16 protein-coding genes are annotated in these 14,943 nt (G+C 47.1%); 8 read left to right on the forward strand and 8 right to left on the reverse strand.

Annotation, left to right across the window (positions count from 1 at the left end; genetic code table 11):
• The first annotated feature begins 86 nt into the window (after nucleotides 1-86).
• From Q1A41_RS08585 to Q1A41_RS08615, 7 genes are all read left to right on the forward strand, one after another.
• Nucleotides 87-1,016: a ribose-phosphate pyrophosphokinase gene (locus Q1A41_RS08585; protein ID WP_299771880.1), complete on the forward strand. Its 930-nt coding sequence runs from the start codon at nucleotides 87-89 to the stop codon at nucleotides 1,014-1,016.
• A gap of 159 nt (nucleotides 1,017-1,175) precedes the next feature.
• Entirely contained in the window at nucleotides 1,176-1,811 is a 636-nt protein-coding gene (locus Q1A41_RS08590) for a 50S ribosomal protein L25/general stress protein Ctc (RefSeq protein WP_299977834.1), read from the forward strand.
• A 170-nt stretch (nucleotides 1,812-1,981) separates the two neighbouring features.
• On the forward strand, nucleotides 1,982-2,455 hold the full coding sequence (locus tag Q1A41_RS08595) for a nuclear transport factor 2 family protein (RefSeq protein WP_299977215.1): 474 nt from the start codon (nucleotides 1,982-1,984) through the stop codon (nucleotides 2,453-2,455).
• A gap of 3 nt (nucleotides 2,456-2,458) precedes the next feature.
• Nucleotides 2,459-2,725: a hypothetical protein gene (locus Q1A41_RS08600; protein ID WP_299977218.1), complete on the forward strand. Its 267-nt coding sequence runs from the start codon at nucleotides 2,459-2,461 to the stop codon at nucleotides 2,723-2,725.
• A 17-nt stretch (nucleotides 2,726-2,742) separates the two neighbouring features.
• Nucleotides 2,743-3,324 (forward strand): aminoacyl-tRNA hydrolase, encoded by a 582-nt coding sequence (gene pth, locus Q1A41_RS08605; protein WP_299977221.1) that lies wholly within the window; start codon nucleotides 2,743-2,745, stop codon nucleotides 3,322-3,324.
• Between the two features lie 79 nt (nucleotides 3,325-3,403).
• Nucleotides 3,404-4,801, forward strand: coding sequence for a hypothetical protein (locus Q1A41_RS08610; RefSeq protein ID WP_299977223.1), 1,398 nt, complete (start codon nucleotides 3,404-3,406; stop codon nucleotides 4,799-4,801).
• A 77-nt stretch (nucleotides 4,802-4,878) separates the two neighbouring features.
• Nucleotides 4,879-6,723 (forward strand): M2 family metallopeptidase, encoded by a 1,845-nt coding sequence (locus tag Q1A41_RS08615; protein WP_299977226.1) that lies wholly within the window; start codon nucleotides 4,879-4,881, stop codon nucleotides 6,721-6,723.
• A gap of 126 nt (nucleotides 6,724-6,849) precedes the next feature.
• On the opposite strand, the gene Q1A41_RS08620 is transcribed toward Q1A41_RS08615, so the two are convergent.
• The 6 genes from Q1A41_RS08620 to Q1A41_RS08645 form a co-directional block, all read right to left on the reverse strand.
• Nucleotides 6,850-7,416 carry a hypothetical protein gene (locus tag Q1A41_RS08620; RefSeq protein ID WP_299977228.1) on the reverse strand — a complete coding sequence of 189 codons (567 nt, stop codon included), beginning with the start codon at nucleotides 7,414-7,416 and terminating at the stop codon, nucleotides 6,850-6,852.
• Nucleotides 7,417-7,649: 233 nt separating this feature from the next.
• On the reverse strand, nucleotides 7,650-8,090 hold the full coding sequence (locus tag Q1A41_RS08625) for a bifunctional diaminohydroxyphosphoribosylaminopyrimidine deaminase/5-amino-6-(5-phosphoribosylamino)uracil reductase RibD (RefSeq protein WP_299977231.1): 441 nt from the start codon (nucleotides 8,088-8,090) through the stop codon (nucleotides 7,650-7,652).
• Between the two features lie 3 nt (nucleotides 8,091-8,093).
• On the reverse strand, nucleotides 8,094-8,426 hold the full coding sequence (locus tag Q1A41_RS08630) for a glutaredoxin domain-containing protein (protein ID WP_299977234.1): 333 nt from the start codon (nucleotides 8,424-8,426) through the stop codon (nucleotides 8,094-8,096).
• A 38-nt stretch (nucleotides 8,427-8,464) separates the two neighbouring features.
• Nucleotides 8,465-9,934: a VWA domain-containing protein gene (locus Q1A41_RS08635; RefSeq protein ID WP_299977237.1), complete on the reverse strand. Its 1,470-nt coding sequence runs from the start codon at nucleotides 9,932-9,934 to the stop codon at nucleotides 8,465-8,467.
• 44 nt (nucleotides 9,935-9,978) lie between these two features.
• Nucleotides 9,979-10,920, reverse strand: a complete 942-nt coding sequence (locus tag Q1A41_RS08640) for a MoxR family ATPase (RefSeq protein WP_299977240.1) — start codon at nucleotides 10,918-10,920, stop codon at nucleotides 9,979-9,981.
• Nucleotides 10,921-10,931: 11 nt separating this feature from the next.
• The gene (locus tag Q1A41_RS08645; RefSeq protein ID WP_299977243.1) at nucleotides 10,932-11,621 is read right to left on the reverse strand and encodes a nitroreductase; all 690 of its coding nucleotides are present in this window, start codon (nucleotides 11,619-11,621) and stop codon (nucleotides 10,932-10,934) included.
• Between the two features lie 261 nt (nucleotides 11,622-11,882).
• Between Q1A41_RS08645 and Q1A41_RS08650 the strand changes: the two genes are divergently transcribed.
• Nucleotides 11,883-13,598 (forward strand): amidohydrolase, encoded by a 1,716-nt coding sequence (locus tag Q1A41_RS08650; RefSeq protein WP_299977246.1) that lies wholly within the window; start codon nucleotides 11,883-11,885, stop codon nucleotides 13,596-13,598.
• Nucleotides 13,599-13,640: 42 nt separating this feature from the next.
• On the opposite strand, the gene Q1A41_RS08655 is transcribed toward Q1A41_RS08650, so the two are convergent.
• Complete coding sequence (locus Q1A41_RS08655; RefSeq protein ID WP_299977249.1) at nucleotides 13,641-14,213, reverse strand: isochorismatase family protein; 573 nt, start codon at nucleotides 14,211-14,213, stop codon at nucleotides 13,641-13,643.
• Between the two features lie 89 nt (nucleotides 14,214-14,302).
• A complete protein-coding gene (locus Q1A41_RS08660; protein ID WP_299977250.1) occupies nucleotides 14,303-14,725 on the reverse strand; it encodes a biopolymer transporter ExbD in 423 nt (140 codons plus the stop codon).
• Nucleotides 14,726-14,943: the final 218 nt, after the last annotated feature.

The following is a 14,943-nucleotide window of genomic DNA, read 5'->3' on the forward strand; positions in this document are numbered from 1 at the left end:
ATGCGCGCCCCTGATTTCGCCTGTTGCCACAAGCCAGGCTGATTAACCGTGAACTCCAACGCTAAGGAATTACCGTGGCCGATTTAATGGTTTTTACCGGGAACGCAAACCCGGAATTAGCAAAGAAGATTGTTAGCCGTCTAGGCATCCCCCTAGGTGACGCAACAGTAAGTCAGTTCTCCGATGGCGAGATTGCGGTAGAAATTAATGAAAACGTGCGTGGTCGCGATGTTTTCGTGGTGCAATCGACTTGCGCACCTACCAACGACAACCTGGTGGAGCTAATCGTAATGGTAGATGCCTTACGCAGAGCTTCGGCAGGCCGTATCACCGCAGTGGTGCCTTACTTTGGCTATGCCCGCCAGGATCGTCGTGTGCGCTCCTCTCGAGTACCTATCAGCGCCAAGGTAGTGGCCGACATGATGGTTGGTGTTGGCGTCGACCGCGTATTAACGGTTGACCTTCACGCTGAGCAGATTCAGGGCTTCTTCGATGTACCCGTGGATAACGTCTACGCATCACCAGTATTGCTAGACGACATTAATCGTCAAAAGTACGAAAACCTGGTGGTGGTATCTCCTGATATCGGCGGTGTAGTTCGCGCTCGCGCGGTTGCTAAGCAGCTAGATGTAGATCTAGCCATCATCGATAAGCGTCGCCCAAGCGCCAATGTAGCCGAGGTAATGAACTTGATCGGTGAAGTAGATGGCCGCACCTGTTTGCTAGTCGACGATATGGTTGATACCGCAGGAACACTGTGTAACGCCGCTGCCGCACTTAAAGAGCAAGGCGCCACAAAAGTGGTTGCCTACTGTACTCACCCGGTTTTGTCTGGCAATGCACTAAAGAATTTAAGCAACTCCATTTTGGATGAGATGGTTGTCGCCGACTCTATCCCTCTGAATAAGGATATTGAAAAGCTGGGCACTGTTCGTCAGCTGACTCTTTCAGGCATGCTAGCCGAAGCTATGCGCCGCCTGGCCAATGAAGAGTCTCTGAGCGCCATGTTTCGTTAACAGGCCAGCAAAAAAAGATTTGATTGCGAGCATTTAGCACGCAAGCAGAAACGCAAAGCTCTCGAGCCTTGCATTAACACTCCCAGCTATAAAGCCGGGATTTCATAAGCCCACTGCAATTCTGGTCGCGGAGAGCAGTGGAAGACAGATTGAGGAAATATCATGTCTGAAGATTTTAAATTGAATGCCCAAGCCCGTGACGTGCAGGGAAAAGGTGCGAGCCGCCGCCTGCGTCGTCTGGAAAACAAAGTTCCTGCTATCGTTTACGGTGGCAAGAAGAAGCCTGCTAACATCACCGTTGCACACAACGAGCTGATCAAGCACTTAGAAAACGAAGCATTTTACTCTCACATCATCGAGCTAGACATCGATGGCAAAACTGAGAACGTAATTCTAAAAGACTTACAGCGCCACCCAGCCAAAGCTTTGGTTATGCACGCTGATTTCTTGCGCGTTTCTAAAACCAAGAAGTTCAAGACTACTGTACCTCTACACTTCATCAATGAAGACACTTGTGAAGCTGTTAAGCTACAGGGCTGCACCGTTGCTCACAGCATGACCGAACTGGAAATCACTTGTTTACCAGCTAACTTGCCTGAGTTCATCGAAGTTGATTTCGCAAATGCAGAAGCGGGTGCGGTAATCCACATTTCTGATTTGACTCTACCTAAGGGTGTTGAGTCTGTAGCTCTAAGCCACGGCGCTGACCACGATCTAACTGTTGCGATCGTGAACAAGCCTAAAGGCGCAGCTGCTGAGGAAGGTGAAGAAGAAGGTGAAGAAGCTGCCGAGTAATCGACACTCTTCCCTCTTTAAAAAAGCCGGCTTATGCCGGCTTTTTTATGCCTACTCGTCGATACTTTAGGCAATAGCACAGGCCAGCCAGGCCCAACCCAACAGTAACTATCGCATACAGCAACTTTCTTATAGACTGGCTCTTTTCAAATCAAAGCTGGGAGCCCCCAATGATTCGAACAATCCTTCTTTGCTGCTGCTTTGCAGTCGCAAACTCCTATGCAGGCGCAAAAGAAGCGGTAGATAACACCTTAGACAGATTCCACCAATATGCCGCCGAGGCAAATGGTAAGGCTTATTTTGAACTGATGAGCGAAGATATGGTTTATCTTGGCACCGATGCTAGCGAGCGTTGGAGCAAAGACGATTTTAAAGGCTATGCCTTACCTTATTTCAATAAAGGCCGCGGCTGGCTGTATACCGCAAAAGAACGCCATATCATTATCAGCAAGGATGGTAAAATGGCGTGGTTTGATGAGCTACTTTGGAATAAAAAGTATGGCCTAGTGCGAGGCTCAGGTGTACTCAGCCTAGAGACAACAGGCGAACAAGAAAACTGGAAGTTCAGGCAGTATAATCTCGCCTTTCCAATCCCCAATGCATTGGCTGGTGAAGTCGTCGCCAAAATTAAACAGCACAAATAGCCTATGAAAACGATTATTTTCTACCTGGCCCTAATAGCCTCTGTCGCAGGCATATTGATAGCCATTACCGCACTCGCAGGCTTTGGCGGAAACAGCAAGACCGAGACGGCTGTGTTTCTAGGCTTCATGTTCGCAGTAAGCAACGCTGCTATTGCTTATTCGGTGCATATGATCCGAAAAGGCAAAGACATTGGACATAAAGCTTATCCGGCCAGCCTCGTTTCTTTATTACTAGTGATTTTGATGATTTACCGCTGGTGGTCCGTTTAAGCAGCTCAAGGAATATTATGAACAACCCTATTCGTATGATTGTCGGTCTGTGCAATCCCGGCACTGAGTATGATGGCACCCGCCACAATGCCGGCGCCGACTTTGTTGACGAATTAGCCCGCCAATATGCCGGACAGCTTAGTCCAGAAAGCAAATTTTATGGCGAAGCCGGCCGCATTAATGTCGGCGGTAAAGATATTCGCCTACTGAAGCCAACAACCTTTATGAACAGAAGCGGTCAATCTGTAAGCGCGATGGCAAAGTTCTTTAAGATTGCCCCCGAAGAAATCCTAGTTGCCCACGATGAGCTGGATATGGACCCAGGTATCGCCAAGCTTAAAATTGGCGGTGGCCATGGCGGCCATAATGGCCTACGCGACATCATCAAGGCTCTTGGCAATAACAATAACTTTGCTCGTCTACGCATTGGCATTGGCCACCCTGGCAACGCAAAAGAAGTAGCCAATTATGTGTTGAAGCGCCCTTCGGGCAGCGACAAGCAAGCAATTGATGACGCAATTTATGAGGCCAGCAAGGTTCTACCTAAAGCCGCTGCTGGCCAGTGGAATGACGCCATGAAAGAACTGCACAGCAAGTAATCTTTCTTGGCTCACTGGAAAACCAATTCTTTAGTGCTACTTTTATTTAGTTGCCTAAGCACTAAAGGATTTAGTCGTCGTGAAAAAGCTAGTAATTGCCCTAATGGTTTTGGGCATCTGCTCCAAGCATTGTGTCGCTCAGGATTTAAGCCCAAATAACCTAGATATTGTCAGCCTTAACAATGCTGGCGATATTGCCGATAGCCATGCCGATAACCCAGCCGTCTCTGACGACGGCCGTTTTGTAGCCTTTCAATCATCTGCGACAAACTTAGCCCCGGGCCACGGCGGCTCTAGCGATATTTATCTGAGGGATCGCCAAAACAACAGTACGATCCGAGTCAGCCAAGGACTTGGCAATACTCCAAGCAATGGAAACTCCACCCGCCCCGCCATCACGCCTGACGGGCGCTATGTCGCCTTTACATCACTAGCCACCAACCTAGTAATAGCTGATAACAACGGCAACAAAGATGCCTTTGTATACGACAGGCTAAACAACAGCATCGAAAGGATCAGCATCCGCAGTGATGGCAACGAAGGCAGCCAAGATACCGGAGATCAAGTATCGATTTCCGATGATGGGCAGCTACTTACTTTTGTTGGAGGCGGTGATCTGGCTACCCCCGCCGCCGCTAACAATGAACATGTCTATCTGCATAACCGCAGCACAGGGCAAACCACGCTGGTAAGCCAAGCCGCTGGAACTGAAGCTAATGCAGCTTCCAGACGACCATATATAGAGGGCTCAGGCAAGCACATTATCTTTATTTCTGAAGCCAGCAATCTCGTTCCAGGGGATGGCAATGCCATTGGGGATATTTTTAGCTGCGAAGTGAGCAGTGGCACCATGAGCCGAGTCAGCCTTACAGTCGGCGGAAACGAAATCACCGATCTGGCTTCAAACTTTCGCCCCGTCATTGCAGCCAATGGTCGGATCAGCGCCATGATTCACCCATCCGGTCAATTGCTGTCCAGCGATAGCAATGGCCGACGGGATATCATCATTCACGACAACAGTAATGGGCAAAACTCTGCCGTCAGTCAACACAGCAACGGAGACCTTGGCAATCACAACAGCGCAGGATCAGCCATTAGTGAGGACGGCCGCTTCATCAGCTTTTGGTCAGATGCCAGCAACCTTGTAGACAATGACAACAATGCCTCTCGAGACACCTTCCTATACGACCGAGAGAGCCAAAACACCTTTCGCATCAACCTTAGCCGCACTGGCCAGGAAGCAGACGGAGCAAGCTCTCAAACCGATATCTCAGGAAACGGCCAATTCATTGCCTTTGGCTCAGCCGCCAGCAATATTACCCCTACGGCTAACCCAAGCGGCCAACGACAAATTTTGCTGATGCGAAACCCCATGATGAGCAACGACAACCATGCCGTTCCGAGCCTTCCAATTCCCATGCAAGTTATCTTGTTTAGCGCTCTACTGGGCCTAGTGGCACGTTTTAGAGCCAAATAGCCAAGTTGCAATTTGAGCGCAGACAGCTGTTATTCGTCTATGCTTCAGTGTCATAACAACTAGAACTGGAGATGACGATGAAACCCCTAGCCCTCGCGACATGCGTTTCGGCGCTGGCCTTATTTGGCTGCAATGAGCAAAACCAAACAGCTGCAAGCCAGAATCAAGCTGCCGAGCAAACAAATGCACAAGCCTCGGCGCCAAGCGCCGAACAAGCTGCTGCATTCCTTAAAAAAGCCAACGATGAACTGGCTCAATCTCTAGAAGATTATGGCCGCGCTTCATGGATAGCCGCGACCTACATCAACTTCGATTCCCAGTACCTAGAGGCCAAAGCGGCAACCGAGTTCAGCTTGCTGAGCGTGAAGCTGGCAAAAGAAGCAGCCAAATATGACCAAGTGCAACTCGACGCATCTAGCCGCCGCCAAATGAACGCCCTAAAGAAAACCTTAAGCTTTCCAGCTCCGAATGATCCCGCACAAGCTAAGCGCCTAGCGGAGATTGGCTCCAAGATGCAAGGCATGTATGGCAAAGGCAAATACTGTAATGACGAACGCTGCTACAACCTTGGTGAAATGAGTGCGGTTTTCGCTAATAGTCGAGACCCAGAACTTTTAAAAGAGCTATGGGCCGGCTGGCGCCAAGTTTCACCGCCAATGCGCCCATTGTATGAAGAGCAAGTTAGCATTGCTAACAAAGGCGCCAAAGACCTAGGCTTTGAAAACCTGAGTGTTCTGTGGCGTTCCAAGTACGATATGGATCCAGATGCATTTGCCGCCGATGCCGACGCCCAATGGCAAAAAGTGAAGCCACTCTATGACTCATTACAGTGTCATGTGCGCGCCAAACTAAACGAGCACTATGGCGATGATGTTGCACCGGCGACAGGCAAAATCCCAGCACACCTACTCGGCAATATGTGGGCCCAAACTTGGGGTAACGTTTACGATCTAGTGAAACCTGAAGGCGTTGAGCAAAGCTATAACGTCACTCAGCTGATTGAAAAATCAGGTATGAGTGAAATGGATATGGTAAAAACCGGTGAAGCTTTCTTTAGTTCTTTAGGCTTTAAAGAGCTGCCAGAAACCTTTTGGGAACGTTCACAATTTACTAAGCCAGAAGATCGTGATGTTGTCTGCCATGCTAGCGCTTGGGACATCGATAATGTCGAAGATTTACGCATTAAGATGTGTATTCAAAAGAACAGTGAAGATTTTCAGACCATCCATCATGAGCTAGGTCATAACTATTATCAGCGCGCCTACAATCAACAACCAATGTTGTTCCGTGAAAGCGCAAACGACGGTTTCCACGAAGCCTTGGGTGACGTTGTCGGCCTATCAATCACTCCAAGCTACTTGGTTCAAATTGGTCTACTGAATAAAGAACCCCCTGCGTCTGAAGATCTTGGCTTCTTGATGCAGCAAGCTTTGGATAAAATTGCCTTCTTGCCATTTGGCCTACTCGTAGATAAGTGGCGCTGGCAAGTATTCAACGGCGACCTACAGCCTGCGGATTACAACAAAGGTTGGTGGGAGCTGCGTGAAAAATATCAAGGCATTACTCCGCCACTAGCGCGCAGCGAGGCTGATTTTGATCCAGGTGCAAAATACCATGTACCGGGCAATACTCCGTACACTCGCTATTTCCTAGCCTTTATTCAACAGTTCCAATTCCATCGCGCATTGTGTGAAAAAGCTGGCTATCAAGGCCCACTTCATCGCTGCTCTATTTACAACAATAAAGAAGTTGGTGAGAGCTTAAAAACCATGATGGCTATGGGTTCTAGTCGTCCTTGGCAAGATGCTATGGAAGCGGTAACAGGCCAGCGCGAGCTGGATGCTTCAGCGATCATTGATTACTTTGCGCCATTAAAAGTTTGGTTAGACGAGCAAAACAAAGGCCGTCAATGCGGCTGGTAATTTAGCTCTACCTTTTACTAACTTCCCACTGCCCCACTCTATCTATTAAATGGATAGAGTGGGGCAGCTTCTCTACTAAGGGTTCAAACTGCTCTCAACTTCAAAGGCCTTTCAAACTAACTTCCACTATGCTTTCCAGGCTATTTCTCGGCGCAACATCATCCACAAACTAATCATATAAGCGAACACCACTGCCAACGCAATCGCACTCAAGCTATTTTTAGGAAATAAATAAAACGCAGACACCACCATTAATGTTCGGAGAACGGCATGAATAATTCCTAAAGGGTGTTGAATAATCCAAGAGTAGACCACCCAGTGCAAACCCAAAGCAATTGCCAAGCTAAGTGGTAGCAATTCGGGTTCAATAAACAACAGGGGGATGTGCACCGCCCAAAGCAAATTCACCATTAATACACAGTACCCCATTAAGGTCGCCAAAGGGTTAGTGCGTGACATCAAATCTTCTTGTCTAAACTTGGCTATTAATAAGGCCAATGGAAAAATAGCACCACTCGAAAACAGTAAAACATAAATCGCTAATTTCGAATCCAGAAAAAAGCTGATGACAGCAATGAACAGCCAAACCAGCATGCCGGCCAATGGCATGGAAATAGATCTCTGACTACGCCGTTCAAAATCAGCCCTCATTTGCTCAATACTGGAAAATTGATTCGCTTTAATATCAGACATAATTCGCTTGGCCTTGAGAAAATAATGTTGTTGCAAAACTCAACTAAGAACGCTAGAAACCCACACAAGCTTCACTTAAGTAGCGCTTCAATCGGATGTTGTCTTGAGCTTGCCCAATGCTTAAAAACGAAGCAATAAACCTTAATAAAGCTTACACTTTCGAACTTTTAACTACACAGAAAACCAAAATTCACAGAAAACTGAAAGTGAATAACTCAAGATTACTTAGCCGCTTAGGAAAGCCCAAGATAAGGGCTTAAAAACTTACCCACTTCCGCCTCACAACACCCGAACTCCACAACAACTCCAGCATCGCGCAGCATTTTAATTCCCCGGCCATTATTGCGAGGGTCGGGATCTAGCATCGCTACTACTACGTGCTTAATGCCAGAATCAATTAGAGTTTGCGCACAAGATGGTGTGCGACCTACAAATGAACATGGCTCCAAAGTTACATAGGCTGTGAGATCAGCGCTATCGCAATTACAGGCATTGAGCGCCTGGACCTCTGCGTGATTGCCGCCAATGGCTTGAGTAAAGCCACGAGCGACAACAAGGCCATGCTTTACTAGCAAACAGGCCACAGGCGGATTTGGTAAGCAAGCTGGTAGAGCTTGTCGAGATAAAGCCAGCGCTTGCAGCATAAAAGCCTGCTTTTGCCTATGCCGCTGCAATCGTTAGCCTTCCAGATATTTTAAAATGCGCTTTGTATCAAAACCCTTTATTACCTTGCCGTTTACCAGCAACAAAGGGACACCGCGACCACCAAGCGCCTTGAATTGATCATACCCCTCGCTTGAGCTTTCGACATCATACTCATAATAGGGAATATTATTCTGCTCTAAGAACTTGCGTGTTTTTTTACAATAAGCGCACCACTGTGTGGCGTATAGAATAACTCTTTCTTCATGCTTGGCTGCATATTCGGGAGCAGGGCTATGAAAGCTAAAAAGCTCGTCGCGAAACTGAAACAACACAATAAAAATTGCAAGAAATATAAACTTTTTCAATACTCACCCACCAAAGTATTCCAGCCCAGGACCCAATATTAACTGTGCTTAAGCAAATTACCTAGAATGCGCTCAAGATCCTTTAGAGAATTACAACAATGCAGCTCTGAGCAATAAGGGCGATATGAGGCCATTATAGAATCGCCAGTGTCCCAACTATTGATATGTTCTGGGTTTAGCCACAGAACCCGCCCTGCCTGAAGATAAACCTTCTGCCAAATATCCGCACGGCCATTACCATTATTATTGCGAGCATCACCCAACATGATAACCGTGGTCTTTTGATCAACATCCTTCAGTGTATTTTCGGAGAAATCCGCCAAGGCCTTATCATAGCTAGTGGACTGATTCGCCCACTTAGACATTATTTCAGCCAATGCATCTTCTAATTTATGTTCCTTAAACAGATCGGTAACTTCACCCATATCGGAAGAAAATACGAAAGAACGGCTACGGGGCAAGACCTCTTGCAAGCTGTGAACGAATAATAATAAAAAGCGCGCCACCCGGCTTACAGACCCACTGACATCACAAATCACCATAACCTTAGGGCGATCTACCACGGTGGATTTCCAGCGAGTATGGAACAACACTCCATCATAGGCAGCATTAGCCGCTATGGTTTTACGCACATCTAGTAGACCGCGCTTGCGTAATTTTCTCTTGCGACTGTGAAGACTTGCCAAACGCTTGGCAGCCTTTCGCACCAAATCAGCCATTTGATGCATATAGTGGTTATCGATATTGGTAAGCTTTACTTTCTGCAAGGTGGTTTCACGCAGTTGCTGCCCCTTTGCCTCGGCATAAAGTAGATATTGCTGCTCAACATAATCTTTAACCTGCTCTTGCAGCTGGGCCTGGGCAGATCTGAGCCGATTAGCCAAACGTTGCTGAGCCAGTTCATCACTTGCATCTAAGGCCAGCAATTCTTGGTTTAAAGCTTCGTTACCCATGCGATTCATCATGCGGTAACTAAACAAAGGCTTTTGGGTAAATAACTGAATATTTTGAACCGATTCTTGCTGCCCAGCTTTGGCTATCGCCATTGCAATGGCCGCTGGGTCTGACGCTTGCAGCATTTTTCCCAAGGGGGAGCTGGCGGAAACTTCTGTAGCAGAGTTCTCCGAAGACTCATCTTGCTCATTGTCTTCAGATTCGCCCCCACCCTGCCCAGAACTGCTGGACACCTCACTTGCGTCGTCATTTGATGACGACTCATCAGAACTCTGTTCATTCTGTTGTTCTAAATCATCGCCATCTTCAAGCGCCTCAGAACCTGAGGGTGAGGCAGTCTCCGCAAACTTAAAAAATTCATCAAAGTAGTGTTCGTAAGTTTGCTTATCTTGCTCATTCTTTGCCAACACTAAGCCAAGGCCCTGACGCAAGCGAGACTTTCCTTGCAAGCCCAAAAGCTCCGCTGCTTTTAAGGCATCTAGAGTCTCCGCAGGGGATATCGGCACCCCCTGCTGACGCAAAGTATGGATAAAATCGGCAAAAACTTTCTGCACGTTAACTAACCTATATATGAATACAGTACATTTTTAAAAACGAATTATTTAGGATTAATTTGCGTCATGATTTTGCGAAGCTCAGGCTCCACAATTTCAATATCGTCCTGATATTTTAATAATAGGCTCAGGGTATCTCTCACCCACTTTTCATCAAGGCTGTCAACATTTAACAGTAATAAAGCACGCGCCCAATCGATAGATTCACTAATTGCCGGCACTTTCTTTAAGGCCATTTGGCGTAACTCATGCACAAAATCGACCAGCTGATCTCTCAAGCTACCGTCCATATCCGGCACCTGGCTGGCGATAATTTGGTTTTCCAGTGCAGTCTCAGGGAATGGAATATGCAAGTGCAAACAGCGACGTTTCAGTGCATCTCCAAGCTCGCGCGTATTATTACTGGTAAGAAAAACAATCGGCTTGCTCTTGGCCTTTACCGTTCCAATTTCTGGAATAGATACTTGGTAATCTGACAGCAGTTCCAAAAGAAAAGCTTCAAACTCTTGATCGGACTTATCAATTTCATCAATCAATAAGACCGCGCCATCTGGCTCTCGTAAAGCTTGCAACAATGGTCGGGTTTCTAAAAACTGCTCTGAGTAAAAGATATCGCCAAAGGAGTGTAAGCGCTCAACAGACTCATCCAAACCACGAGCACCACGCATCACATCTCCAAGCTGATCTTTTAAAACCTGGGTGTAAAGAAGCTGTTTGCCGTATTTCCATTCATACAGTGCTTTGGCCTCATCTAAACCTTCATAACACTGCATACGAATCAGTGGCGCAGCTAAATACTCAGCGGTTACCTTCGCCAGCTCTGTTTTACCAACACCAGGAGGGCCTTCAACGAGAATAGGTTTTTGTAAATGGCAAGCTAGATACACAGCTGTAGCGATTGAGTCGCTACAAATGTATCCACGCTTTTCAAATGCTTCCTGCAAGACTTCTGGCGAAGCGATCTTATCTGCGTGCTTAATAATCATGCCAAGTGTACCTATTCGTAGAAGCTTACGTTTTCACCTAAGTCGGCGCGAACAGTTCGGGTGTTATTGGCAGCGTGGTTTTTATCCTCGTAACCGAATGAAATACCACAAAGGATTTGCATGCTGTCATCTTCAGGCAAACCCAACTCTTTACGAACCAGATCTGGGTAATAAGCCAATGCACCTTGAATGCAACTACCCACTCCGTAAGACTCCATAACAAGATTTAAAGTCTGTAAATAAATGCCCACATCCAAGGCATTCACAATACCGAAGCTCTTGGGCATTGCGATAAATGCAACATGTGGCGCTCCAAAGAAATCATAGTTACGCAACATGGCCGCGCCACGGCCAGCTTTGTCACCACGCTCGATACCCATGGAACCGTATAGCGCGTAAGCGCAATCTACCTGACGCTGGCGATATTCATCGAAGAAACCTAATGTCACATCGAAATCGGGCTTGGAAGGCGCACCACCAACAATGGCCTCAGCTAGGCTTTTGGCAAACTGACGGCAGCGCTCGCCCGAAATGACGTAGGCCTGCCAGGGCTGAGTATTACAGTTGGAAGGAGCTTGCTGGGACTTTTGAAAAATTTCCTGCAGAACTGTCTTCTCAATTACCTGATCGGTAAAACCGCGCACACTGTAGCGGTGCTCTAGCAAAGAAAATAAATCTGTTTCCTGGGGGGTAATGCTCATGCCTTGGACCTATCCTTCTTTAAACCTAGTGACTTTTTAGCTAGCTGGAGATTACGACAATCAACCTTCAGCTGTTTGACACTACCTTAACGCGCAAATGGCGTTTGTCTATGCCAAAAACGTCTTTTCTATCGACTGCTAGGGCCAAAGAAGGCTTTTCTATTCGGCTAGGCCAACAACTGTCACTTTTGGCCAAGTAGCGCGGGCTAAAATTTGATAGCCTGAACAATTTCAGCCAACCAACAATAATTAGAGGCGCACATGTCGCTATTAAAAACCTTAATCAAGGCCTTAACCGGGCTTGCATTGCTACTGACAATAGTCGTAGTTGCCGTTTATATGCATTTCAATCCACAGCCAGAAGACGAGCAAGCCTTCATTAATGCCCGAATTCTGACCATGAACAGCAATAATGATATTGCCGAAGCGATGTACGTAAAGCGCGACAAGATTATCGCTATTGGTAGCAATGAAGAGATCAAAAAGCTACTTAAAAACCCATCACTTGCTCGAGATATGGCTGGCAAAACCATCATGCCAGGTATTATCGATGCCCATGGTCATTTTCCCGGTTCAGGCTTGGCGGCCGTGGCAGCCGATTTAAATAGCCCGCCAATTAACGAAGTAAAGACGGTTGCCGATGCGCTTGCTCGGCTGCGCGCACAGGTTGAAAAAAGCCCTAAAGGCAGCTGGGTGTATGCGTACGGCTATGATGATACACAAATTGCCGAACAGCGGTTTTTAACGCGCCTTGAGCTGGACAGTATTTCTAGCGAGCACAACATTTATGTAAACCATATATCCGGGCATATGGGCATGGCCAACAGCATGGCTTTTGCTTCGGTGGGCTATGATAAAAACACCAAAGACCCCGAAGGCGGAGTCATAGTGCGCAGCGAGGACGGTGAGCTGGCAGGCTTAGTAGAAGAAAATGCTCAATACCCTTTAGTGATGAAGGCTTTAGACCTTGGCTTAAAGCAGTTTTATGCCATGTCCCGCTTCGCCAGTGAAAACTATCTACAAGAAGGCGTAACCTCTGCCCAAGTCGGCTTGGCCAGCAAAAAATTCATCACCCCAATTTCTGCTTTTGGCAAGCTTGGCATTTACCCGCAGCGCGTAGTCATGTGGCCTGATTTAGAAGCTGCAAGAGCGATTCAATCCGGAGAGCTAAGTGTTAATAATATAGAAAGCGATAGGGTAAAAGTTGGCGCCCTAAAATTAATTACCGATGGCTCCATTCAAGGTTATACCGGTTTTCTGGGTCACCCATATCATGTGCCCGCCGAAGGTAAAGACGATGACTATCGTGGCTACCCAACCATGAACAAAGAAGAGTTATTTGCCAGCGTTGCAGAGTTCCACGAAGCAGGCTGGCAAATAGCGCTGCATGGTAATGGCGATGCCGCCATCGATTTGATTATTGAAGCTTATCGCAATGCCCAAAAGGCTCACCCGAGAGAAGATGCCCGCCCGATAATTATTCACGCCCAAATGACCCGCGACGATCAACTGGATCAATTTGCAGAGCTCGGCATGAGCCCAAGTTTTTTTAATAGTCATGTGTACTATTGGGGTGACCGCCACAAAGCACTATTTATGGGGCCAGCACGTGCCGCCAGAATGAGCCCTATGGCTGGTGCCAAAACCAGAAATGTACCTTTTACACTGCACCTAGATACCCCGATCGTACCCATGACACCATTCTTAGCAGCTTGGTCAGCGGTCACTCGAGAGACGTCCAGTGGCGATGTGCTAGGCCCAGAACAAGCCATCACGCCCATAGATGCTTTAAGGGCCATCACTATTGATGCTGCTTGGCAGATATTTGCAGAGCAAGAACTAGGTTCATTGGAAGCTGGAAAGCTGGCTGACTTTATCGTTTTAGACAGAGACCCACTGGCAAGCGCCGAAAGTCTTCGCAATACAAAAGTTATCGAAACGGTCATCGGTGGCGTACAGCGTTTTAGCGCGCAATAACTCTTTTGCTCTACATCAAAACACGGTAACACCCAGTGCTGACTAGCCCCTAATGGCTTGCTCAGCACTGAGTAGCTGACAATATTCATCGGCCAGATTACTTAGAAAAATATCGTGTACTTGTTCAGCCGTGAAATGCTCACCAGACAAACTATCAATGGCCTGGGCTGGACAGCACTCTGGCACTAAATAGCTTTTAAATCCCAGCCCTGCTGCCACTCTTAGCGTTGCATCAACAGAGTTGTTTAACAACACCCCGGTAAAAACAAGCTCCTCTACGCCCCGAGCCCTCAGAATCTCTTCCAGCTCAGTTTGGGCAAAAGCACAATTTTCGCGCTTACTTAAGACTAACTCCCCCACCATTGGCTCCAGCTCAGTTTTAAAATCAAACCAAGGCGAAGACTGATGGTATGGAGAATCTGAGAATCTCGATGAATGGCGAATATGAATCACCGGTCTTTGTTCTTGTCGCCAGTAGGCCAGTAGGTCTGAGCAAGCTGATTCCGCCTCTGGGTGACTGCGAGCTAACTCACCAAAGTGATCGATAGCCTGCTGCCAATCAATAATCAGCAGTGCTGGCATGGCGGTTTGAAATTGAAAACTGGAATTGTCCACTGTATTTCCCTCTGATTAGCAAAAGGCAGTGTCAGAAACAAAAACAGGAGCCTAAGCTCCTGTTTTATTGCACCGTTAGATATTAAAGCTTAGCGCTTCTTGATGTCTGGTGCCAAAGATACGTTATAAACATTTGCTTCACGTGCCGCGTCAGCAATTGCAATGTACTTTTCAGCACTTGCCTTACCGTCAGCCTTGATAATTACGGAAGCTTTAGGGTTCTCTGCGCTCATACGCTCAATGTTTGCGCGTACCGCACGAACATCTACACGACGACCTTCCATCCAAATTTCGTCAGTAGCAGTAACTTCTACTAGGATGTTTTGCGGGGCATCTGGTGGCGGAGGGTTATCATTTTCAGGTGGAATATTCACACCGATACCCACTTCCTTCACAAAAGAGGCCGTTACAATAAAGAAGATCAGCATGATGAATACAACGTCCAGCATGGGCGTTAGGTCAATATCAGCTTTTTCTTCAACTTCTACTTTGTTCTTCTTACGACGGCTCATTATTGCTCCGTTATTCTAGTCTTGATTTACTCTGCTGGTATCTCCAGAGCCTCGAACAAATGACCTAGCTGTGAAATAAAGCTTAACTATTCAAGTCTTATATCACAGTCAGTGTGCATTTTTTACTCAGACTGGGAACCCGCTATTTTATCATCGCCTTGGGCAGCTTAGTGCCAGCAAGGATGACATGTTAGCGGTTTTACCTGCACAGGCCAAGT

Source organism: uncultured Pseudoteredinibacter sp., assembly GCF_947502065.1.
Classification (GTDB): domain Bacteria; phylum Pseudomonadota; class Gammaproteobacteria; order Pseudomonadales; family Cellvibrionaceae; genus Pseudoteredinibacter.

Bases quoted from the DNA above. Each gene is read 5' to 3' on its own strand.
- Q1A41_RS08585 (WP_299771880.1), top strand. From the start codon at position 87: ATGGTTTTTACCGGGAACGCAAACCCGGAATTAGCAAAGAAGATTGTT.
- Q1A41_RS08595 (WP_299977215.1), top strand. From the start codon at position 1,982: ATGATTCGAACAATCCTTCTTTGCTGCTGCTTTGCAGTCGCAAACTCC.
- Q1A41_RS08600 (WP_299977218.1), top strand. From the start codon at position 2,459: ATGAAAACGATTATTTTCTACCTGGCCCTAATAGCCTCTGTCGCAGGC.
- pth (WP_299977221.1), top strand. From the start codon at position 2,743: ATGAACAACCCTATTCGTATGATTGTCGGTCTGTGCAATCCCGGCACT.
- Q1A41_RS08615 (WP_299977226.1), top strand. From the start codon at position 4,879: ATGAAACCCCTAGCCCTCGCGACATGCGTTTCGGCGCTGGCCTTATTT.
- Q1A41_RS08620 (WP_299977228.1), bottom strand. From the start codon at position 7,416: ATGTCTGATATTAAAGCGAATCAATTTTCCAGTATTGAGCAAATGAGG.
- Q1A41_RS08640 (WP_299977240.1), bottom strand. From the start codon at position 10,920: ATGATTATTAAGCACGCAGATAAGATCGCTTCGCCAGAAGTCTTGCAG.
- Q1A41_RS08645 (WP_299977243.1), bottom strand. From the start codon at position 11,621: ATGAGCATTACCCCCCAGGAAACAGATTTATTTTCTTTGCTAGAGCAC.
- Q1A41_RS08650 (WP_299977246.1), top strand. From the start codon at position 11,883: ATGTCGCTATTAAAAACCTTAATCAAGGCCTTAACCGGGCTTGCATTG.
- Q1A41_RS08660 (WP_299977250.1), bottom strand. From the start codon at position 14,725: ATGAGCCGTCGTAAGAAGAACAAAGTAGAAGTTGAAGAAAAAGCTGAT.